At 45.8% G+C, this 20,243-nt stretch carries 22 protein-coding genes and 2 tRNA genes; 3 read left to right on the forward strand and 21 right to left on the reverse strand.

Going from position 1 to position 20,243, the window contains the following annotated elements; genetic code table 11:
• Window positions 1–14: 14 nt before the first annotated feature.
• Together QRD89_RS12580 and hemA are read right to left on the reverse strand one after the other, a co-directional pair.
• Complete coding sequence (locus QRD89_RS12580; protein WP_008635073.1) at window positions 15–833, reverse strand: cytochrome c biogenesis protein; 819 nt, start codon at window positions 831–833, stop codon at window positions 15–17.
• 12 nt (window positions 834–845) lie between these two features.
• The gene (gene hemA / locus QRD89_RS12585) at window positions 846–2,219 is read right to left on the reverse strand and encodes a glutamyl-tRNA reductase (protein ID WP_286095371.1); all 1,374 of its coding nucleotides are present in this window, start codon (window positions 2,217–2,219) and stop codon (window positions 846–848) included.
• A 249-nt stretch (window positions 2,220–2,468) separates the two neighbouring features.
• Between hemA and QRD89_RS12590 the strand changes: the two genes are divergently transcribed.
• Window positions 2,469–2,948 carry a LiaI-LiaF-like domain-containing protein gene (locus QRD89_RS12590; protein ID WP_026577148.1) on the forward strand — a complete coding sequence of 160 codons (480 nt, stop codon included), beginning with the start codon at window positions 2,469–2,471 and terminating at the stop codon, window positions 2,946–2,948.
• Window positions 2,949–2,983: 35 nt separating this feature from the next.
• Here the strand turns inward: QRD89_RS12590 and QRD89_RS12595 are convergent, their stop codons facing one another.
• From QRD89_RS12595 to QRD89_RS12630, 8 genes are all read right to left on the reverse strand, one after another.
• The gene (locus tag QRD89_RS12595) at window positions 2,984–3,718 is read right to left on the reverse strand and encodes an amino acid ABC transporter ATP-binding protein (protein ID WP_026577147.1); all 735 of its coding nucleotides are present in this window, start codon (window positions 3,716–3,718) and stop codon (window positions 2,984–2,986) included.
• 16 nt (window positions 3,719–3,734) lie between these two features.
• The gene (locus QRD89_RS12600) at window positions 3,735–4,349 is read right to left on the reverse strand and encodes an amino acid ABC transporter permease (RefSeq protein ID WP_051348872.1); all 615 of its coding nucleotides are present in this window, start codon (window positions 4,347–4,349) and stop codon (window positions 3,735–3,737) included.
• A 115-nt stretch (window positions 4,350–4,464) separates the two neighbouring features.
• Window positions 4,465–5,280: a transporter substrate-binding domain-containing protein gene (locus tag QRD89_RS12605; RefSeq protein ID WP_026577146.1), complete on the reverse strand. Its 816-nt coding sequence runs from the start codon at window positions 5,278–5,280 to the stop codon at window positions 4,465–4,467.
• A 236-nt stretch (window positions 5,281–5,516) separates the two neighbouring features.
• The gene (gene yihA, locus QRD89_RS12610) at window positions 5,517–6,104 is read right to left on the reverse strand and encodes a ribosome biogenesis GTP-binding protein YihA/YsxC (protein ID WP_008635084.1); all 588 of its coding nucleotides are present in this window, start codon (window positions 6,102–6,104) and stop codon (window positions 5,517–5,519) included.
• Entirely contained in the window at window positions 6,094–8,424 is a 2,331-nt protein-coding gene (gene lon, locus QRD89_RS12615; protein ID WP_008635091.1) for an endopeptidase La, read from the reverse strand. The genes yihA and lon overlap by 11 nt, the downstream gene beginning before the upstream one ends.
• Window positions 8,425–8,700: 276 nt before the next feature.
• Complete coding sequence (gene clpX, locus QRD89_RS12620) at window positions 8,701–9,978, reverse strand: ATP-dependent protease ATP-binding subunit ClpX (protein ID WP_008635093.1); 1,278 nt, start codon at window positions 9,976–9,978, stop codon at window positions 8,701–8,703.
• A 324-nt stretch (window positions 9,979–10,302) separates the two neighbouring features.
• Complete coding sequence (tig, locus tag QRD89_RS12625; protein WP_286095378.1) at window positions 10,303–11,589, reverse strand: trigger factor; 1,287 nt, start codon at window positions 11,587–11,589, stop codon at window positions 10,303–10,305.
• A gap of 160 nt (window positions 11,590–11,749) precedes the next feature.
• Window positions 11,750–12,730, reverse strand: coding sequence for a tetratricopeptide repeat protein (locus QRD89_RS12630; RefSeq protein WP_286095380.1), 981 nt, complete (start codon window positions 12,728–12,730; stop codon window positions 11,750–11,752).
• 360 nt (window positions 12,731–13,090) lie between these two features.
• Here QRD89_RS12630 and sda point away from each other — a divergent pair, with 360 nt between their 5' ends.
• Window positions 13,091–13,234 carry a sporulation histidine kinase inhibitor Sda gene (sda, locus tag QRD89_RS12635; protein WP_008635096.1) on the forward strand — a complete coding sequence of 48 codons (144 nt, stop codon included), beginning with the start codon at window positions 13,091–13,093 and terminating at the stop codon, window positions 13,232–13,234.
• Window positions 13,235–13,330: 96 nt separating this feature from the next.
• Here sda and QRD89_RS12640 read toward each other — a convergent pair whose 3' ends face one another.
• Together QRD89_RS12640 and QRD89_RS12645 are read right to left on the reverse strand one after the other, a co-directional pair.
• On the reverse strand, window positions 13,331–13,495 hold the full coding sequence (locus QRD89_RS12640; protein ID WP_193743873.1) for a hypothetical protein: 165 nt from the start codon (window positions 13,493–13,495) through the stop codon (window positions 13,331–13,333).
• A 93-nt stretch (window positions 13,496–13,588) separates the two neighbouring features.
• Window positions 13,589–13,753, reverse strand: coding sequence for a hypothetical protein (locus QRD89_RS12645; RefSeq protein WP_162129296.1), 165 nt, complete (start codon window positions 13,751–13,753; stop codon window positions 13,589–13,591).
• A 127-nt stretch (window positions 13,754–13,880) separates the two neighbouring features.
• Between QRD89_RS12645 and QRD89_RS12650 the strand changes: the two genes are divergently transcribed.
• Window positions 13,881–14,270 carry a thiol-disulfide oxidoreductase DCC family protein gene (locus tag QRD89_RS12650; protein ID WP_286096883.1) on the forward strand — a complete coding sequence of 130 codons (390 nt, stop codon included), beginning with the start codon at window positions 13,881–13,883 and terminating at the stop codon, window positions 14,268–14,270.
• A gap of 178 nt (window positions 14,271–14,448) precedes the next feature.
• Here QRD89_RS12650 and QRD89_RS12655 read toward each other — a convergent pair whose 3' ends face one another.
• The 9 genes from QRD89_RS12655 to QRD89_RS12695 form a co-directional block, all read right to left on the reverse strand.
• Entirely contained in the window at window positions 14,449–14,640 is a 192-nt protein-coding gene (locus QRD89_RS12655) for a hypothetical protein (RefSeq protein WP_286095384.1), read from the reverse strand.
• 821 nt (window positions 14,641–15,461) lie between these two features.
• A tRNA-Arg gene (locus tag QRD89_RS12660) sits at window positions 15,462–15,535 on the reverse strand.
• An 18-nt stretch (window positions 15,536–15,553) separates the two neighbouring features.
• A tRNA-Gly gene (locus tag QRD89_RS12665) sits at window positions 15,554–15,627 on the reverse strand.
• Between the two features lie 90 nt (window positions 15,628–15,717).
• Window positions 15,718–16,242 carry a metallophosphoesterase gene (locus tag QRD89_RS12670; RefSeq protein ID WP_286095386.1) on the reverse strand — a complete coding sequence of 175 codons (525 nt, stop codon included), beginning with the start codon at window positions 16,240–16,242 and terminating at the stop codon, window positions 15,718–15,720.
• Window positions 16,243–16,257: 15 nt separating this feature from the next.
• Window positions 16,258–16,851 (reverse strand): XTP/dITP diphosphatase, encoded by a 594-nt coding sequence (locus QRD89_RS12675; RefSeq protein WP_008635206.1) that lies wholly within the window; start codon window positions 16,849–16,851, stop codon window positions 16,258–16,260.
• The gene (gene rph, locus QRD89_RS12680; protein ID WP_286095387.1) at window positions 16,851–17,609 is read right to left on the reverse strand and encodes a ribonuclease PH; all 759 of its coding nucleotides are present in this window, start codon (window positions 17,607–17,609) and stop codon (window positions 16,851–16,853) included. Before rph ends, QRD89_RS12675 begins: the two co-directional genes overlap by 1 nt.
• Before the next feature lie 137 nt (window positions 17,610–17,746).
• Window positions 17,747–18,838 (reverse strand): GerMN domain-containing protein, encoded by a 1,092-nt coding sequence (locus tag QRD89_RS12685; protein ID WP_008635208.1) that lies wholly within the window; start codon window positions 18,836–18,838, stop codon window positions 17,747–17,749.
• Between the two features lie 98 nt (window positions 18,839–18,936).
• The gene (racE, locus tag QRD89_RS12690; protein ID WP_008635209.1) at window positions 18,937–19,758 is read right to left on the reverse strand and encodes a glutamate racemase; all 822 of its coding nucleotides are present in this window, start codon (window positions 19,756–19,758) and stop codon (window positions 18,937–18,939) included.
• A gap of 19 nt (window positions 19,759–19,777) precedes the next feature.
• Window positions 19,778–20,239, reverse strand: coding sequence for a MarR family winged helix-turn-helix transcriptional regulator (locus QRD89_RS12695; RefSeq protein ID WP_008635210.1), 462 nt, complete (start codon window positions 20,237–20,239; stop codon window positions 19,778–19,780).
• Window positions 20,240–20,243: the final 4 nt, after the last annotated feature.

The following is a 20,243-nucleotide window of genomic DNA, read 5'->3' on the forward strand; positions in this document are numbered from 1 at the left end:
CAGCCTCCTCATAACTAGAAATGAAAATTAGATAAAGAACCGAACAGAAAGAAATTAATTAAAAGAAATAGAAAAGCGGCGGTATTGAAGATCGAAATCACTCGTCCCTGATACCCCTTTACGACTCTTAAGAACAAATAGACGATATAGACACTCAGCACAAGGAAAGATCCGAGCGTCTTCGAATCATACCAGTAGAAGACATCAGGGGAGACATACCCCCAAACCACCCCGAGAATAATGGCGATCAAAAGGAGCGGTACTCCGAGTATAACAGCCACATAAGAGAACTGATCCAATTTCGTCAAATCACCGAGTCGGAAAAGCTTCGCATTCCATTTCTTTCTTTTCAGCAGACGGTATTGAAGTAAATACATCATGGAAAAAATAAAGGATAATGTGAAGAACCCATAGGATATGATGGCAAGACTGATGTGAATGACGAGCAGTTCATTGACAAGCCCGACCCCGTTGTTTCCAAGAACACTCTGTGCCCGTGTGGAAAGGTGAATGATCATAATGAGAAATCCTACTACATTCGTGAAAAACACGAGAAAGTCCATCCGGAACAGCCGGTTGATTATCAAAGAGAACGTCACAAGAATCCAGGTGTAGAAATACAGTCCATCGTACACTGTCATAATAGGGAAGTTGTCCTTGATCAGAATCTGTGCCAACAGGAAAAAGGTTTGCAAACCCCAGACCATACTAAGTAACCAGAAGGCGATGCGGTTCGCCCTCCGGTTCGTCTGTACAAAATCGATGAAATATCCGATGAGACTAAGCCCGTACAAGAAAAGGATGAGTTCATAAACCCATTTGAATTCTAGCATTGGATGTCCACCTTAAGATTTAACCATGGAGCTTAAAAATGCGATCGGGTTTGCCGTTTCCGGATGATGCTTCACCGTTGTGTTATTCTTTTTTTCCTGTTTTTCTACCTCTTTTTCCACTTGTTCTTCTATACCGAATATCTGCGTGAACAAGCGTAGAGAATCCTCTGCATCAGGCTTGGCGGCAATCTCCTTGGCCTGAGAAATCGGTTCTTTCAGCATTTGGTTGATAATGCTCTTCGTATGCTTGTTCAACACTTTCCGTTCCCGATCTGTCAATTCCGGCATCTTCCGTTCTATACTCTTCATCGTTTCTGCCTGAATATCCAGAGCCTTCGTCCGTAGTGCTGAAATGACCGGTACAACTCCGATCGTTTGCAGCCATTCTTTAAACTCGACGATTTCTGCTTCCACCATCAGTTCGATCTCTTCAGCCGCCTGTTTCCTTAATGCAAGGTTGGCGTCAACGATTCCCTGCAGGTCATCAATATCATACAGGAACACACTCTCCAACGACTCCATAGCAGGATCAAGATCCCGTGGTACAGCGATATCCACGAAAAACAACGGCTTCCCTTTCCTCTGCTTGTGGATCGGCTCCATCTGATTCCTGGTGATGACGTATTCTGTTGCACCAGTAGAGCTGATAACGATATCCGCATCTGTCAGTACTTCCTCCAACTGATCCATCGTCTTCGCTTCCCCGTTAAACTGGTCGGCGACCGCCTCTGCTTTGGATAGTGTTCTGTTCAACACAGACACCTTACGAGCACCGGAACCGTGAAGATTCTTAGCAGCCAGTTCCCCCATCTTGCCGGCACCAAGAATAACGATATGTTTATGAACAAGGTCCCCGAAAATCTTTCTAGCCAGCTCTACGGCCGCATAGCTGACTGAGACAGCGTTTTCACCGATCTCTGTCTCTTTATGCGCCTTCTTCGCCATTGTAACGGCCTGTTTAAATAATTGATTAAAGATCGTCCCTGTTGAACCTGCCTCTTGAGCACGCAGGAAAGCCTGCTTCATTTGACCGAGAATCTGTGTTTCACCGAGCACCATCGAATCCAGTCCTGCGGTAACCCTGAGCAGATGCTCGACCGCCCCGTCCGTTTCGTAAATGGAAAGAAACGGTGAAAATTCGTCTTTATCGATTCGGAACCAATCAGCAAGGAATTGCTTAATATAATAACGCCCTGTATGGAGCTGATCCACCACGGCATAGATTTCCGTCCGGTTACACGTTGAAATAATAACATTCTCCAACACACTTTTTTGTGTGTTGAGCTGTGTCATCGCTTCTTCCAGCCGATCCTCCGAAAAAGTAAGCTTCTCTCGAATTTCCACAGGGGCTGTTCTATAATTAAGACCGATAGCTAAAATATGCATTTCATCTACCCCCATTAGCGTTCAAAACTTCTCACATATCCTGTATTATAGCACAAAACCTCGACGATTTTCCGCATCAAATATGAACAGATTTTGAATCTGCTGTGATACGATAAAAAAGTAGTCCATTTATAAAGTATGAGTATTACTTTAGAAATATTATAATTTATAACCCATTTGTAATATAGCAAAATAATATAGACAGTGCAAAGATCTTCGCTTATATTTTCAGCAAGGATGTGATTAATTTTGACGAAACAAAATTCTTTAATCGGGTTTCTATTCATCGGCTTTGGTGTTTATTTTTTACTACGCCACCTCAATATTCCCGAACTGATCCCTTTTTACTCATGGTCATCCCTGCTTGTCATCATCGGTATCGCCCTGCTCTTACATAGTTATGTGGCAAAAGACTATTCCAACCTGTTCACAGGAGCATTAGTGACAGGACTTGGGGTTCACTTCACCCTTCAGGCGCATACCAGCTTCTGGATCGATCACTGGGCGGTGTACCTATGGATCATCGGGATTTCCTTTCTCCTTTATTACTCTAAAACGAAGCGCGGATTGATCCCGGCAATCGTCTGCATCACCATTGGTCTCTTTGCTGTTTTCACACCGGGAACTCCTGCCTGGTCTCTCTGGGTCCAAAGGATTGTTAATGTTCTGGAAAGATTCTGGCCGGTAGTGCTGATTGCATACGGAATGTACGTCATCAGAAAAAAATAAATGAAAGGCGCGGGATCACAGCCCCGCGCCTTTGTTCATAGTATGGAACTTAAAAATGCCTGCGTACGTTCCTCTTTAGGCGATTCAAAAATCTCTGCAGGTGTTCCTGATTCTACGATTTTCCCGTCATGCATATAGACGACCCGATCGGCCACTTCCCGGGCAAATCCCATTTCATGCGTCACAACCACCATGGTCATTCCTTCCTGTGCCAATGCCTTCATAGTCTGCAGCACTTCACCGACAAGCTCCGGATCCAGCGCGGAGGTAGGTTCATCAAAAAGCATGATCTCCGGCTTCATAGCGAGTGCCCGTGCTATAGCCACCCGCTGCTTCTGCCCTCCGGACAAACGGGACGGATAATCCTCCGCTTTCTCAGAAAGGCCGACCTTCTCCAAAAGCTCCAATCCTACCTGCTTGGCTTCTGCTTTCGGCATCCCTTTCACTTGAATCGGTGCTTCTATAACGTTACCGAGTACTGTCTTATGGGGAAACAGATTAAAGTGTTGAAATACCATCCCCACCTGCTGCCTGACTTTGTTCAAATCTTCTTTCTTCGGATCAATCTGCTTTCCTTTAATGAATAATTCCCCATCATTTTTCATCTCCAGGAAGTTTAAACATCGGAGCAGTGTACTCTTTCCTGATCCGCTCGCCCCGATCAGCACGACTACTTCCCTTTCCTTCACATGAAAATCTATATCCTTCAGAACATGATTGTCCCCGAATGATTTATTTAATTTCTCCACTTGAATCATATGTTCCGTCATTCAACATCCTCCTCTATCAATCACTGACCGCCAATTTTTTCTCAATCAAACTGACCAGCATCGTCAGAATGAAGACGAGAATTAAGTACCATACCGCACTTACGAGCAGCCACGTCATATAGTCAAACGTGTTCGCCCCTTCTGTCGTGGCAACGGCGAATATTTCCGAAACCCCGATGAATGCGGCCAATGATGAGTCTTTCAACCCAATGATAAACTGATTTCCAAGCGGAGGCAATGCACGACGGAGGGCTTGCGGCAAAATAATTCGTCTCATCGTTAACACGCCGCTCATTCCAAGGGAACGTCCAGCTTCCGTCTGCCCTTTCCCGATCGATTGGATAGCACCCCGGAATATTTCTGCTATGTATGCACCATTATGGAAAGCGAGACCGAGCGCAACCGACCAGAAACCGCTGATCATCCATATTTCCGTCAACCCATAGTAGAATACAAAGATTTGTACGATAAGCGGAGTACCGCGAACAATATAAATATAGATGTTTGCGATCCACTCAAGTACTTTAACGCCTGAAATTTTCATAAATGCAAACAATAATCCGATAAAGACCGCAATGAAGATGGAGACAGCCGTCAAAGCAAGCGTCATCTGCGCTGCTTCAAAGAACATGCCTCTGCTTTCCAACAATGATTCCCAAAAATTCACGTCATCCACTCCTATTCACGAGGTAAAAAAGAGTACGCTTACGCGCACTCTTTTGCCCCTTCGCTCTTTAACCGGGACCTCACTCAGGGGCTGTTGTAATATCTTCCCCGAAGTATTCCTCACTGATTTCCGTAAGGGTTCCATTTTCTCGAAGCGTCTCCAGTGCTGCATTGATTTCTTCCAACAACGCCTCGTTCTCTTTCGAAACGGCGACGGCTTGCTCACTACGTTCAATCAACTCTTTCGCTTCAATATCGAGTCCTTCACCCTGGGCCTCTTTTCCCGTAAGGAAATCCGTGATGACCGCATCATGTCTGCCTTTAGCTAAGGATTGAAGAGCAACGACATCACTGTCATACGTTTTGATATTATCGGTTACTTCCTCTGCGAAAGGAGCATAAGTAGATCCTTTGGAAACAGCGACCTCCATCCCCTCCAGGTCTTGAAGCGTCTCTACATCACTATCCGGTCGTGTGAACACTTGAGCTCCGGAGTAATAGTAAGGAGTGGAGAAGCTGACTTCCTGCTGCCGTTCCTCCGTAATGGTGTGACTGGCGACAGCTGCGTCGAAACGTCCGGTTTTCACACCTTCCACAATGCTTGCAAACTTTTGCTTCTGTGGGCTTGGTTCTAAGCCCAGCTCCTCTGCGATTGCATTGGCGACGTCAATATCAAATCCTGATAATTCCCCGCCCTCCGTCATACTGAACGGACGGAATTCACCGGAGGCTGCAAAGGTGAACTTCCCATCCTCAACTAATTCAAATTCGCTGCCTGCTTCAGAATCTCCCCCGGAATCCCCGGATGATTCTTCCTCTTCTTCTCCGCCTCCGCAAGCGGTTAGTACTAAAACAAGCAGGACACTGAATAAAAGCAATCCCCAACGTTTCTGCATTTACCTGACTCCCCTTCCGACTCGAACATAGTATAAATCATTGCGGTAAATTAAAGTATATAGAAAAAACAGACTTTTCCCAAAATTTATAAAACGGGAAAGAATGGCAATTTCTAGTCCCTGCACCTATATAAGGACCAAATACCTAATCACACCTAGGAATACGCTCATATCCTTCCCTATCCTGTTAAATACACAAAAAAGCCCGCTCCATAAGATGGAGCGGGCTACTTCCCTTAACTGTTTAAGTGAGAAAGCATAATCCTCCAAGCGACGTCTTTTCCTTCGCCTGTTTCCGAAGAGAATGGAATAAGAGCGTCCTCTTCTTTCATTCCAAGCACTTCACGGATAAGCTTGAACTGCTTCGTTCTTTGACCTTTTTTAATTTTGTCCAACTTCGTCGCGACCACCATGACCGGCAGGCCGAAATGTTTCAAGTAGTCGTACATCAGTTGATCATCTTCCGTAGGCTTGTGACGGACGTCGATCACGAGCGCGGTCGCTTTCAATTGCTCCCGCTCTGCAAAGTATTCCTCCATCATTTCTCCCCATTTGGCGCGCTCCTTCTTGGATACCTTTGCATATCCGTATCCAGGCACATCGACAAAATGAAATTGATCATTGATGATGTAGAAATTCAACGTCTGCGTTTTCCCAGGCTTGGAGGAAGTCCTCGCAAGGTTCTTCCTTTGGATCATCCGGTTGATGAAAGAAGATTTCCCTACATTGGACCTGCCTGCAAGTGCGATTTCAGGAATGAAATCTTTCGGGTACTGTTTCTTGCTCGCTGCACTGATGACAATATCTGCGGTATTAACCTTCATGTATATCCTCCACTAACGCTTGTTCTAGGACTTGATCTAAATGCTTGACCGGTACAAAAGTCAATCCTTCCCGGATACTTGCCGGGATATCTTCCAAGTCTTTTTTATTTTCATCCGGAATGATGATCTTTGTCAAGCCGGCTCTGTGTGCACTCAGTGATTTTTCTTTCAGGCCACCGATCGGCAGCACACGGCCGCGGAGGGTGATTTCTCCGGTCATTCCTACTTCTTTACGGACGGGCCTTCCCGTCAAAGCAGAAACAAGGGCGGTTGCCATCGTGATGCCGGCAGAAGGGCCGTCTTTCGGGGTTGCGCCTTCCGGAACGTGGATGTGAATATCGTTTTTCTCAACGAATTCTGGATCGATCTTCAGCTCCTCAGCACGTGAACGAATATAGCTGAAAGCTGCCTGAGCAGATTCTTTCATGACATCCCCGAGCTTTCCTGTCAAAGTGAGGTTGCCCTTTCCAGGATACAGGGAAACTTCGATCGACAACGTGTCTCCTCCTGCTGTCGTATACGCAAGACCTGTAGCTGCACCGATCTGATCTTCCAACTCTGCCCGTCCATAACGGAATTTCGGGCGCCCAAGCAGTTCTTCCAGCTGCTTCTCGGTCACGACGACCCGTTGCTTTTCACCGGAAACTATGATCTTCGCTGCCTTTCTGCACAAGCTTGCAAGCTCTCTTTCCAATCCTCGCACGCCAGCTTCTCTAGTGTAACGGCGAATTAACTTAAGCAGGGCGTCGTCCCGTACCTGCATCTGTCCTTTCTTCAAACCGTTCTCCTTCACCTGCTTCGGCAGTAAGTGATCCTTTGCAATGTGAAGCTTTTCCACCTCTGTATAGCCTGCAATCGTAATGATTTCCATACGGTCGCGCAGCGGACCAGGGATATTGGAAATGTTGTTGGCTGTTGCGATAAACATAACTTTCGACAGGTCATAATTTTCTTCAATGAAATGATCACTGAAAGTCCCGTTTTGTTCCGGATCCAGTACTTCCAGCATGGCAGATGAAGGGTCCCCACGAAAATCACTGGCCATTTTATCAATTTCATCAAGCAGAAATACTGGATTGACCGTTTCTGCACGTTTCATACCTTGAATGATTCGTCCGGGCATAGCACCGATATACGTTCTCCGGTGGCCTCTGATTTCTGCTTCGTCCCGGACGCCTCCGAGAGAGATGCGGACGAATTTCCGGTTGATGGAGCGTGCTATTGATTTTGCGAGAGACGTTTTCCCTACACCGGGTGGTCCGGCAAGACACAAAATCGGCCCTTTGATCGTCTGTGTCAATTTCTGGACAGCTAAATACTCGAGCACCCGCTCCTTCACTTTCTCCAGCCCATAGTGGTCCTCATCCAGTACCTCTTCGGCATGATTGACATCTAAGTTATCTTCCGTCTCCTCCGACCAGGGTAGAGAAACGAGCCATTCGATATAATTCCGGATGACAGAGCTTTCTGCAGAGCTTTGAGGTATTTTCTCATAACGCCCAAGCTCCTTATAAGCGACCTCTTCCACCCGCTCCGGCATAGCAGCCTTCTCGATTTTTTCTTTGAGCTGGGCAACCTCTCCGGTTTTCCCATCCTTATCGCCAAGCTCACTTTGGATCGCCTTCATCTGCTCACGGAGATAATACTCTTTCTGCGTTTTCTCCATCGACTTCTTCACACGTTGACCGATCTTCTTCTCTATTTGAAGAACTTCCCGTTCATTCCCGATAATTTCAATCAACTTCTTCAGACGTTCCTTAACATTCCGCGTTTCCAGAACGGCTTGTTTATCTTTCAGCTTGATTGGAAGATGAGAAGAAACCATGTCAGCGAGATGACTCGGATCATCGATGTCAGAAACGGTGTTGAACGTCTCCTGGCTCACTTTCTTCGACACTTTGACGTACTTTTCAAATTGATCCATCAGCGTACGCATCAATGCTTCTTCCTCATTGCGATCCGCATGCTCATCATCAATAACGGTGATCTCCGCCTGATAAAACGAATCGTCATCCCGAATTTCTTCTATACCTGCCCGGTAGAGCCCTTCTACAAGAACACGATTCGTACCGTTTGGCAGCTTGACCATCTGCTTCACACGCGCTACCGTTCCGATCGTATAAAGGTCACTTTCTGCCGGTTCATCTATATTCACTTCTTTTTGGGAAACGAGAAATATTTCATTATCATCCATCATCGATTGTTCCAATGCCTGAACAGACTTCTCCCGACCTACGTCAAGATGAAGAACCATGGATGGGTAGACAAGCAACCCTCTCAATGGAAGAAGAGGGATCTGTTTTCTTTGTTTGTCAGTCATTACTTGCACCTCCAGTTAATGCAAATAGGTAGTTTAATCATATATAAATGTATGTGGAAAGTAAATGAAACGGAACCGTTCAAACCAACACGGAAACCCCCTGTCATGGAGTGGCGAGGGGTTTCTTATATGGTATCCATATTATAAGCAGTAACAAAGCTTTCATGCTTGGAAGAAAAGGCCCGCTTGCAAAAGAGGAACCCACAAAAGAGAAGCCGTGCTACAACGTTAAGTAGCACGGCTCTCATCCATTAAAGAATGTCAAAAGAAGGCGGATCAAGCGCTCTCTTTCGGGGATTCTTTATTCTCATCTTCGACAGTTCCATCCGTCAAAACAAGCTTAGGACGACCGTTCTTCGCTGTCACCGTTTCTTTCGTGATGATACATTTCTCAATATCGTCACGGGAAGGCAGCTCATACATCACGTCCAGCATAATTCCTTCAATGATGGAGCGCAGCCCACGGGCACCCGTTTTACGTTCGATGGCAAGACGAGCAATTTCACGAAGCGCGTCTTCTTCCATCTCCAGCTCTACATGGTCGATTTGGAACAGTTTCTGGTACTGTTTGACCAGCGCATTTTTCGGTTTTGTTAAGATTTCTACAAGCGCCTCTTCATCCAAATGCTCGAGGCTTCCAATTACCGGAAGACGACCGATGAATTCCGGAATCAAGCCATAGCTTAACAGATCTTCAGGCAGAACTTTTGTAAGCAGTTCTTTCTTCTCTGATTCATCTGTCGCCTGCTCCGATCCGAATCCGATGACTTTACGTCCAAGGCGACGCTTTATGATCTGATCGATTCCATCGAAAGCTCCACCTACGATGAACAATACGTTCGTCGTATCGATCTGAATAAATTCTTGATGAGGGTGCTTACGTCCTCCTTGAGGCGGTACACTGGCCTGTGTTCCTTCAAGGATTTTCAGCAGTGCCTGCTGGACACCTTCCCCGGAGACATCTCTCGTAATCGAAGGGTTTTCGGATTTACGGGCTACTTTATCGATCTCATCAATATAAATGATGCCCTTCTCCGCTTTTTCCACATCATAGTCTGCAGCCTGAATCAGTTTAAGAAGAATGTTTTCTACATCTTCCCCTACGTAACCAGCTTCTGTCAGTGATGTAGCATCCGCAATCGCGAATGGCACGTTCAGAATGCGGGCAAGCGTCTGTGCCAGCAATGTTTTACCGCTACCTGTCGGCCCGAGCATGAGAATGTTACTCTTCGCAAGCTCTACTTCATCATTCTTAACACCTGCATTGATCCGCTTGTAGTGGTTATAAACGGCAACGGACAGGTTTTTCTTAGCCTGATCCTGACCAATAACATAGTCATTAAGGATCTCACGAATTTCCTGTGGTTTCGGAACTTCTTTGAATTCTACTTCTTCTTCGTTGCCCAGTTCCTCTTCCACGATTTCCGTGCAAAGTTCGATACATTCGTCACATATATATACACCAGGCCCAGCGACTAGTTTACGAACCTGCTCCTGACTCTTACCGCAGAAAGAACATTTCAATTGTCCTTTTTCATCGTTAAATTTAAACATACGTTTCACCCCTTCATAAAATGACGCAATCGCGACTGAAGTTCATTAGTACGACGTCTACGTTTCCGCTCTTTTGCTCATCATACCAAATTAACTCCAAACAAAAAAGCAATACCTTTCAGAGGTGTGCGATCCACTCATAGCACCACCCTCATTATGTAGATATGGGACAGATAAGTCAAACGATAGAGTACATTTACTATTGTATGTAAAAACAGAGAGAAGTATCAATCATCTTCTCCACAATGTGATACGCCTATACCTGTTTCCCAGATATATATGAGAAGACAAGGCACTTACGATGCACCTTGTCTTCTCAGTTTATTATTCTGCTTTGCTATTTGCAACTAGAACGTCGATCGCTTTACGGACTTTCAAGTCTTCTTTAATCATATCTGTGCTGCCGCCGAGCATTTGAGTAAGCTGAGCAACATCTGTCTGATACATAGAAGCCATGTTTTCCAATTCAGCGTTAACGTCTTCTTCTGTCGGTTCAACGTTTTCTGCATTAGCAATCGCTTCAAGCGTCAAGTTCGTTTTCACTCGTTTCGCAGCATCCTCTTTCATCTGCTCACGAAGTGCATCTTCGTCCTGACCAGTGAACTGGAAGTACATGTCTTTCGTCATGCCCTGCATTTGAAGACGCTGTTCGAATTCCTGAACCATGCGGTCAAGTTCTGTATCAACCATTGCATCAGGGATTTCAACTTCTGCATTTTCAGATGCTTTGTTCACAAGTGTTTCACGCTTATTGTTTTCTGCTTCTGTTTTCTTCTGCTGTTCCAGACGCTCGCGTGTTTTTGTTTTTAGTTCTTCTAGAGATTCGACATCTTCATCGACATCTTTAGCGAACTCGTCATCAAGCTCAGGAAGTTCCTTCGCTTTGATTTCGTGAATTTTAACTTTGAAAGTAGCCGCTTTACCAGCAAGATCCTCTGCATGGTATTCTTCAGGGAATGTAACTTCCACTTCTGCTTCTTCGCCGGCTTTCTTACCTTCCAACTGCTCTTCGAAGCCTGGGATGAAGGAACCAGAACCGATTTCAAGAGAATAGTTCTCTGCTTGGCCGCCTTCGAAAGCTTCTCCGTCAACGAATCCTTCGAAGTCCATAACGACTGTATCGCCGTTTGCTACTTCGCCTTCTTCTTTAACGACAAGCTCAGCCTGACGCTCCTGCAGTTGAGTCAATTCGTTCTGAACATCCTCATCTGTTACTTCTGTATTCACTTCTTCCACTTCAAGGCCTTTGTAGTCGCCAAGCTTCACTTCAGGCTTCACAGTAACTTCCGCTGTGAAAATAACGTCCTGGCCTTTTTCCAGCTGCTTCACATCTACTTCCGGACGATCGACAGGCTCGATACCCGCTTCATCTACAGCTTCTGCGTATGCTTTTGGAAGAACGATATCAAGAGCATCTTGATAAAGGGACTCCACACCGAAGCGTTGTTCAAACAGCTTACGTGGTACTTTACCTTTACGGAATCCAGGTACCTGTACCTGTTTAACTACTTTTTTGAAGGCTTGGTCAAGTGCTTGATCGAACTCACTTGCCGGTACTTCTACTGTTAGTGTACCTTGGTTGCCTTCTTGCTTTTCCCATTTTACTGACATAAAAAATTCCCTCCAACATCTATTCATTCATTTTCGTCCAGAGGACGATGGTTTAATGATTCTATGACTCTGAATACATACGAATCTCGTTTGCAACCACTACATTATAACATAATCCCCCTGGCTTTCAAGGAGGGACTGTTCGGTTAGCGGGTGTTTTTCATTCCCCTGCAATCATCATATAGTGCTGTTCGCAAATCTCCACTTCTTCCTTGTACTTGGCAACGTCCTCCGAAGAGTATTGCGGTTCGTAAGGAAGCTGTAGGTACTCGTGTCCAAGCTGCTTCAGCGCCTCCACCAACAGAACCACTTCCTCCTCATCCGGGAAAAACGGATAACGGACATAGCAGTAATGAAAAAGCAGTTTATTGATCATCTCATACATAGATGGATTATTCTGCTCTACCTGACCAAGACGCATCTGGATCTGTTTAATGATGTAATCCGAGTGCAGTTGTGTCAATTCAGCCGGAACTATTTTCATTTCCTGACCGAACTTCACCACTGTCATTTCCTTGTCCACTTCTTCATCACGGAACCATTCAATAACCGCTGACTTTATGACAGGATGGACAGAATCATTCTGCAATACCGGCTCAACTTCTTCTATATAAGGAGCAGACGGCTGGTTCTTCATTTGCTCCATGACTTGCCATTGCTTATGTATATCCTCATTTTCCATTGCGGATCGAAAATCTTCCATAAGACTGCTGCCTATTTCCTTCTGTTGATCTTCCAACAGTTTACCACTCACTTCATACATCTGCCAGAGCTGTGTGCGGCTTTGATGCGGAATGTCTTCTGCTTCAAATACTTCATCCAGTAGATCCACGATCTCCTGATACCTGCTGCTCTGGAACAGGACTGTTATATAAATATGTAGATAGTGGTAGTACTGGTCATGTTCTTCTTTCATTAAATGATGACATAACGATTCGGCATCATCGAACTTTCCGAGTTCGATCCAGCTCATTAACAACCCTGTATTAATGTCATGAGAAGCTACGCCATATTCCGCAAGCGGTTCAAAGGCTTCCGCCGCTTCCTCGTAACGCTTGTCTTTCAGAGCTTCCATACCAACTCGTTCCAACGCTGTTTTCCATTTGGGAAACATTACTAGATTCCCGTTCTTATTGTCCATAAGGCACCCTTCCCTGGAATTCATACTTCCCCTCAGTCTTTCCTTAATCCGTATGTTTCAAACCTGTTTTTCATACCATCTCCATGAACCTGTTTAGTAATACTATCGGATAAAGAAGAGAAACTCAAAGAAACCGATCGAAAAATGTGACTGACTTTCCTTTATCATACGGCTTATGAGAAGACATGACAAAAGCAGACACTCCTCTCCATGCGTCCACAATTTTATTTCAAGATAATATCTCAATATGTATAAACCTTTTCGAAAATAAGACTAAAGACTCATGATGATTCCGTTTTTTTTGTTAGAATAAGTAAATGTGAATAAAAAAACACCGAATTAAATCATTTAAGGAGCTGTATGGTTTTGTCACTGCTAGATGATCAAACATTATTAGAGACGTATTTGGAGTCCGTGAAACTTCAATTAGATGATGAATTCCTGCACCTCGTCACACAGGAAATTGACAAGCGTTCTATCGAATTGCCCGTACAAGCAAATTAACATACACGAATACACACCAAACGTCATTCCTCCCCGGCAGGAAATGGCGTTTTTTAGATGAAAAATCAGGCAGGTATTAATACCTGCCTGATTCTTTTACTGATAAGAGTTGGAACCGTTCTGCATTTGTCCGGACATTTTGCTGAGCGTCGGTATGACCTTCTGCAGCTGTCCCGCCTGACCTGTCATCATGCTGTACGTAGCTGCTCCGATACCGATTGATGCAATAACCGGAAGCCACTGGACATTTTTCTTCTCCATTACGATCACTCCTCTAATCATTCGGCCTGAGGCCACTCTTAATATCCCTCGTCCTTCAGGATAAACACGAGTAAAAATCCGAGTAATCTGCCGTTATTTCCCTTTGAACAACTTCCATATCAGTAAGAACGGCCAGAATATAAGCCATGCCAGCATGTAGAACATATATACGGTCTGCTCTTCTTTACCGGCATGAACAGGCTCCCGTTGAAAGAAGCAGAAAAACGTACCAATAAGAACATAGGCTAATGCCATCACCGCAAATCACTCCTCTCATGCATAAGGTATGAGGAACAGACAGCGAGTGACTCCACTCCAAAAGCAAGGTAAGAATTTTTTGCGCATGGCATATGGGTTCCGTGTTACACTGATCATAGAAGGAGGGATTGCTATGATCGTTCTATTTGACGGGGACTGTAACTTCTGTGACCAAAGCGTCCAATTCATTATTAAACGGGATACTAAAGCTCACTTTCGATTCGCATCCCAGCAGAGTGATACCGGCCGTCGATTGATGGCTGAGCTTAACGTAAGCGAAGATTTGGACAGTCTGATCTTGATCGACGGCAGTAAAGCATTCGATCAATCGGGAGCGGCGCTGCGTATCGCTGGTAAATTGAATGGCGGGTGGAAGTTAGCCTATGGCCTGCTTCTCATTCCGAAGCCGCTGCGGGATCTCGTTTACAAGTATATCGCCAAAAATCGTTACCGCTGGTTCGGAAAGAAAGAAGCATGCACCATCCCTTCTCCGGAAATTCGACAGCGTTTTCTATGACATCCAATCGTCCAGAGCTATCCACTATTCCCAACAGGTACGTTGCTATATAAAAATAATTACAGGACGTACGGGATAACCATTTTCATAGGGCTATTGTCCGCCAATCATAGCCGCAAAAAATAAAAAAACGAACGATGCTTCCTTAAAAAAGAAAGCATCGTTCGTTTTTTAAGTATTACGCTTCACTGATCATTATCAACAAGTAACTTCCCGCCCACAGAAGATAAGCAAGTTGGACGGTCACATACATGATTCGCTCGTAAAACGTAAACCCTCTTTTCTTCTTGATCCGACGGAGATGTAAATAGAAAGCAAAGCCGCAGAGGAGAAATAATAATACCCCCAGCTGATTGATACTCTCGAGCATTTCAACACACCCTTTCTTATCTCGGCAGCTCCTCAAATCATTGTATAGACAGGGATGTTGCGCGGTTTCCCATAAAATCCACCCGCACCTTTATGCTAATGTCCATATAAGGGAAATGAAAAAAATTTGCCGGTGATGCTCATGTAGATCATTCCCCACCATTTCCTGCCATAACGTAAGTAATACCTGTAACCAAAGGAAAAGACGGCGGCCATAGAGAGCATGCCGTAAACGGCCGGATGGAAACGGAAGGGTTCTACTCGTCCTCTCAACTATCTAGGCGGACATATACCCGACAAAAGCCAGGACACCTAACCAATCCATCATTTTGTCCAACATCTTACCTCATCTTTCTTTCGCATGGTGTTCATAAAAAGAACAGGAAAGTCTCTCCTGCCGCAATGGCGTTCGCCCCTCGCGATTCAGCCAAATATTACCTACTCATTAAAAGAATAACATGAAAACTTTTGGGTTTAAATGGATGAAAGAAGGCAAGCTGCTGGTCGTTCAGAGATTATTGAACGATGACGAGCAGGAACGCTCGGGTCTCAATCCTTGAGTATTTCATATCCATATACCACTTTACATTTCATCCATAGACTAAACACTTAGATAAAAGGGGGTGCTGTTAAGTCAAACATGTGAGCAATAATTTTCCAGAAAGGCATTTAAAATGGTAAAGGAGAGCTCCGCCCCTTTACCTCTCTTATTAGGAAACGTTATTGTTTCTTTTTTGATGATTATATTTCGTCCCAAATACTGACAACATTAAAAAACGCTGGATCCCTTGTCCAACAAAGGTTTCAGCGTTTTTTCGTTAGCGTCCCAGGAGAGATTCGAACTCCCGACCCACAGCTTAGAAGGCTGTTGCTCTATCCAGCTGAGCTACTGGGACACAAGATTAAAATATGTATGGAGCGGGTGAAGGGAATCGAACCCTCATCATCAGCTTGGAAGGCTGAGGTTTTACCACTAAACTACACCCGCAGGTTATGTATTTTTTCGCCTCCATCAGAAGCGGACAAGAATTATTATATAAGGAATTTGGCTGAAAGTCAACAGGTTACAGCAAAGAAATTAATTCTTTGCTGTAAGGTCTGTTGAAAGAACCAATCCGTCCATTTTCTCCCCGTTCACATGATAGAACTGAAGGGTAGCTTCTGCCGGGTCATCCCATTCAAGGAGAGCATATGTCGGCTCTTCCCGATCTCTTGGAAGCCTTGCGCTTCCCGGGTTGATCAGGAGGACACCATCGACGACTTCCGCTCCCGCTATATGGGAGTGCCCGAAACAGGCGACCTGCGCTTCGTTTTCCTGCGCCTTGTACTTAAGAGGCATCAACGTCGTTTTTACTTGATGCAGATGGCCGTGCGTCACATAAAAAGTAACGTCTCCGACTGTTAACACTTGTTCATTTTCCATGTCCGGTTCAAAATCACAGTTTCCTTTAGCATAATAGAAGCCGTTCAACGTTTCTGATCCATAAGCGAGCTCTGAGTCGCCGCAATGGATCATCGCATCTGCGTCTTTATGCCTTGCTTTGATGACCTGAACTTCCTGTTCCAGTCCGTGGCTGTCGCTCATGATTAACACTTTAGGCACGCTGATCTCTCCCTTTTATGCCTCTTTCTCAAGCCATGCTTCCAACTGTTTGATAGCATGGTGTCTGTGGCTGATTGCATTTTTTTCATCCGCGGTATGCTGTGCCATCGTTCGATCAGCGTTTTCCGGAATGAAAACCGGATCGTATCCGAATCCATTGGTCCCTTGTGGCGATTCCGCTATTCTACCTTCACAAGTGCCGCGCTTCGTAAACGTATCTTGTCCCGGACGGGCGACTGCTACGGCACAGACGAAACGGGCTGTACGCTGATGGGATGGCGTATCGCCGAGCTCCCGGAGCAGCTTCTCCATGTTTTTTTTATCATCTTTCTCTAATCCAGCATATCTCGCTGAGTAAACCCCAGGCTCTCCGTCGAGTGCATCGACCTCAAGACCGGAATCATCGGAGACGACGGGAATATTCCACTCTTTCATCATAGCTTCTGCCTTGATTATTGCGTTCTCTTCGAATGTCGTACCGGTCTCTTCAATATCAGGAGCATAATCAAAGTCAAGCAGAGACTTTACTGAAATGCCGTATTTCGAAAACATCTGCCTGAACTCCTGGGCTTTCCCTTCGTTCTTTGTCGCTATCAACAATTCTTTCATTATTTTGCCGCTCCGGATTTGTTACTGATAGTTTCCGCCCATTTTCCAATCGCTTCTTCCTGAAGGACGATTAAGTCAGAAACGCCTTTTTCGGCAAGAGAAAGCATCTTCTGCAGCTGCTGCATGGAGAAAGTAGCTTCTTCTCCCGTACCTTGAAGCTCCACAAATTCGCCTTTGCCTGTCATGATGACGTTCATATCGACTTGGGCTTTACTATCCTCTTCATAGCACAAATCAAGAATTTCCTTCCCGTCAGGCAGGACACCTACAGAAATCGCGGTCAGAAAGTCCGTAATCGGAAGCTCTTTCAGCGTCCCCTTCTTCACAAGTTTGCCTAAAGCAAGGACAACCGCTACAAAGGCTCCTGTGATGGAAGCTGTTCTAGTCCCGCCGTCCGCCTGGATGACATCACAGTCCACCCAAATGGTCCGCTCCCCAATCTTGTCCAAGTCGACAACGGCACGCAGGGAACGACCGATCAAACGCTGAATCTCCATCGTACGGCCGGAGACTTTACCTTTAGAAGATTCGCGGATGTTACGCTGCTCGGTAGCTCTTGGCAGCATGGCATATTCCGCTGTAATCCAGCCCTTTCCTTGACCACGTAAAAAAGGAGGTACACGATCCTCAACGCTGGCATTACAAATGACTTTCGTATCTCCAAAACTGATCAGCACCGAACCCTCCGGATGCTTCACATAGTCTGTTTCAATTGTTACGGTTCTCAATTCATTCACTTCTCGATGATCACTTCTCATCGATATCGACCTCCTTTTTCTTCACCATTATCCTTGCCCATCTTAACACATATTACCGCCGCCCGATAGTTCTAGCTAAATGTAAAAAGCGCACCAAAAGTTCGAACTTTCGGAACGCTTCTTATCTTGTCGGCTTTCTACAATTCCTCTGCCCCGCTGATATCAGAACGGGAGACCGGCTCGGCAAGTGGCTGCCCGGATTCGGTCATCACCTGCTCTGCTCCATCCACGTGAACCTCAACCGATTCTACATCCTTAAGCTCTGTCAGACTCATGACGAGACTTGCCAAAGCTTCGTCGGATAAAGATGGGTTGTCCTCGCCGCTCAGCAGTTTTTCATTAAAGGACACGGCGAGCACCCCGTTACTTAATTTCGAACTGACCATCTCCGCACCGTCATTAAACGGGTTCATGAGGGAAGTTCCCAGCTCAGGACCGTTCAGAAGCGCTTGTACCATTGCGGCATAATCATCATCGTTCTTCTCGATGCGCGTCGTGACCGGAACGTGGTAGACCTGATCTCCGTTTTGTGCCGGGAAGTAAACGGTGACTGCTTCGGAATTCATGATATCTGTGTTGACACCGATATGATTATTGATCCCGTCGGAACGGGAGACTCCTTCCGAAATCGGAGTCCCGTTGACAGGCATTTCTGTAAGCTCATGGCCGTTAACCCACAGCTTGATCCGATCGACACCTTCGAACTGAGTCAACGTGTACGTCATGGCTTGAAGGATCTTCTCTTCATCCTGTGCTTCATAATTCTTAAAGTCCTCGGATACGTCAACGACCAAGGTACCATCCTCCTGAGCATTTACTCCAAGTATCTCCGTCCCTGCAGGCAGGACAGCTTGGAATCCATTCGGAAGCAGGTTTGTAACCGGTCCGTCTTTAACCATATATTCCAAAGCCTGAGTCGCCACTTCCTTCGAGGCAGGAAGCTCTAACGTCTGTGGGGCGACCATGCCATTGGCATCCATCAAGTACAATTCCCTTTCTACCGTAGAAGCTGATTCCTCCTCTGTACTTTCCCCTTCTTCGGCTCCTTCTTCTTCGCCTTCTGCTGCCGGTTCTTCACTCTCAGCAGACGGCGTTGTCGTAACCGCCTCTTCCGGAGCATCCATCTTCTCCATTGATTGTTCCCCTTCAAAAAGGCAGCCGGAGAGCAGCCCTGTACACATTAATAATAGAAGCGCGATCCATAATGGTTTGTATCTGTATTTCTTCATAGCTTTCCCTCCCGAGATAGTTTGTACTACCATATATACGAGCACCTGGAGGGTTTAGACCAGATAAATTTTCATCCGAATATAAAAAAACCCTGCCCTCAATAGGCAGAGTTTTGAACATGTTCCAATTCTACAGTTTTCAGTACCTGTACCGGCTCATCAAACCAGCTGTTCGCCACTACACGGAATTTCTCGATGTCACCGGTAGAGTAGAATTCGTGGACCGGCTGATGGTCCTCCGTCTCCAGCGCTTTTTGATAAGACAGGATCAGGCTTGCCTCCCGGGCGGTTTCCTCCCCAGAACTGATTACCTGGATATGGTTGCCCATCTCCCGTTGAACCAGATCCTTGATCAAAGGATAATGGGTGCAGCCGAGAATGAGCGTATCTATATGATTCATCTCCTTCAACGGCTTGAGGGTGTTGGAAACGATCCCTTCCGCTTCAGGACCGGACAAGATACCATCTTCCACCATGGGTACAAACGGAGGGCAGGCGAGGTCATTCACGCGGATCGAGCGATCAATCGCCTTAAGAGCGTTCGGGTATGCACGGCTTTGAATGGTTCCTTCTGTCCCGATGACGCCGATCCGTTTATTCTGACTGACTTTGATAGCTGCCCGGGCGCCCGGCTCAATGACACCAAGCACAGGTATAGACAATTCTTCTTGCAGCTCCTTGAGCGTATACGCAGTCGCCGTGTTACAGGCGATCACAAGCATTTTAATGTTTTTGCTCAAAAGATAGTTGACCATCTGCCATGTGAACGCACGCACCTCTTCTTCTGAACGCGGTCCGTACGGGCAGCGCTTCGTATCCCCTAGATAGACAAACGTTTCTCTGGGCAGCTGTCTCATCAATTCCCGCGCCACCGTCAACCCGCCTACGCCGGAATCGATCACCCCTATCGGTCGTTTCATTGTTTCATCCCTCTTTTTCTCATTGTTGTCCCTCGTGCTCTGTCTCTTTCATTTCGGCATGCAGAACATGCAGCAGCCGATTCAGCGTCTCTACATCTTCTACCGGTACGTCTTTCAGTACATCTTCCAGATAGTTTTGACGTTTGGCAATTACTTCATGAATAATTTCCTCACCTTTGGACTGCACGTGAATGCGGACTACCCTGCGGTCCTTCGTGTCCCGCACCCGCTCGACAAGCCCGTTCTTCTCCATCCTGTCCACTAAATCCGTCGTCGTACTACACGCCAGATGAATATAGTTGGAGAGCTCACCGATCGTCATATCCCCCTTCTCCAGCAGCCACTGCAGTGCAACAAACTGCGGGGCTGTGATCGGGTAATGATTCAGGATTTCCCGTCCTCTTTGCTTGATGATTCCGGATATGTATCTTAACTCTTTCTCTATATCCGCCACTATAGACGTCTGTTGTCTGTTAGACACAATC

It is taken from the genome of Halobacillus sp. ACCC02827 (assembly GCF_030291935.1).
GTDB lineage: Bacteria > Bacillota > Bacilli > Bacillales > Halobacillaceae > Halobacillus.

Coding starts and splice junctions, on each gene's coding strand:
- rph (WP_286095387.1), bottom strand. CDS start 17,609: ATGAGAAGTGATCATCGAGAAGTGAATGAATTGAGAACCGTAACAATT.
- QRD89_RS12595 (WP_026577147.1), bottom strand. CDS start 3,718: ATGACGGAACATATGATTCAAGTGGAGAAATTAAATAAATCATTCGGG.
- QRD89_RS12685 (WP_008635208.1), bottom strand. CDS start 18,838: ATGAAGAAATACAGATACAAACCATTATGGATCGCGCTTCTATTATTA.
- clpX (WP_008635093.1), bottom strand. CDS start 9,978: ATGTTTAAATTTAACGATGAAAAAGGACAATTGAAATGTTCTTTCTGC.
- sda (WP_008635096.1), top strand. CDS start 13,091: ATGGTTTTGTCACTGCTAGATGATCAAACATTATTAGAGACGTATTTG.
- QRD89_RS12600 (WP_051348872.1), bottom strand. CDS start 4,349: ATGTTCTTTGAAGCAGCGCAGATGACGCTTGCTTTGACGGCTGTCTCC.
- lon (WP_008635091.1), bottom strand. CDS start 8,424: ATGACTGACAAACAAAGAAAACAGATCCCTCTTCTTCCATTGAGAGGG.
- racE (WP_008635209.1), bottom strand. CDS start 19,758: ATGAAACGACCGATAGGGGTGATCGATTCCGGCGTAGGCGGGTTGACG.
- yihA (WP_008635084.1), bottom strand. CDS start 6,104: ATGAAGGTTAATACCGCAGATATTGTCATCAGTGCAGCGAGCAAGAAA.
- QRD89_RS12675 (WP_008635206.1), bottom strand. CDS start 16,851: ATGAAAGAATTGTTGATAGCGACAAAGAACGAAGGGAAAGCCCAGGAG.
- QRD89_RS12630 (WP_286095380.1), bottom strand. CDS start 12,730: ATGGACAATAAGAACGGGAATCTAGTAATGTTTCCCAAATGGAAAACA.
- tig (WP_286095378.1), bottom strand. CDS start 11,589: ATGTCAGTAAAATGGGAAAAGCAAGAAGGCAACCAAGGTACACTAACA.
- QRD89_RS12655 (WP_286095384.1), bottom strand. CDS start 14,640: ATGCTCGAGAGTATCAATCAGCTGGGGGTATTATTATTTCTCCTCTGC.
- hemA (WP_286095371.1), bottom strand. CDS start 2,219: ATGCATATTTTAGCTATCGGTCTTAATTATAGAACAGCCCCTGTGGAA.
- QRD89_RS12580 (WP_008635073.1), bottom strand. CDS start 833: ATGCTAGAATTCAAATGGGTTTATGAACTCATCCTTTTCTTGTACGGG.
- QRD89_RS12640 (WP_193743873.1), bottom strand. CDS start 13,495: ATGGAGAAGAAAAATGTCCAGTGGCTTCCGGTTATTGCATCAATCGGT.
- QRD89_RS12605 (WP_026577146.1), bottom strand. CDS start 5,280: ATGCAGAAACGTTGGGGATTGCTTTTATTCAGTGTCCTGCTTGTTTTA.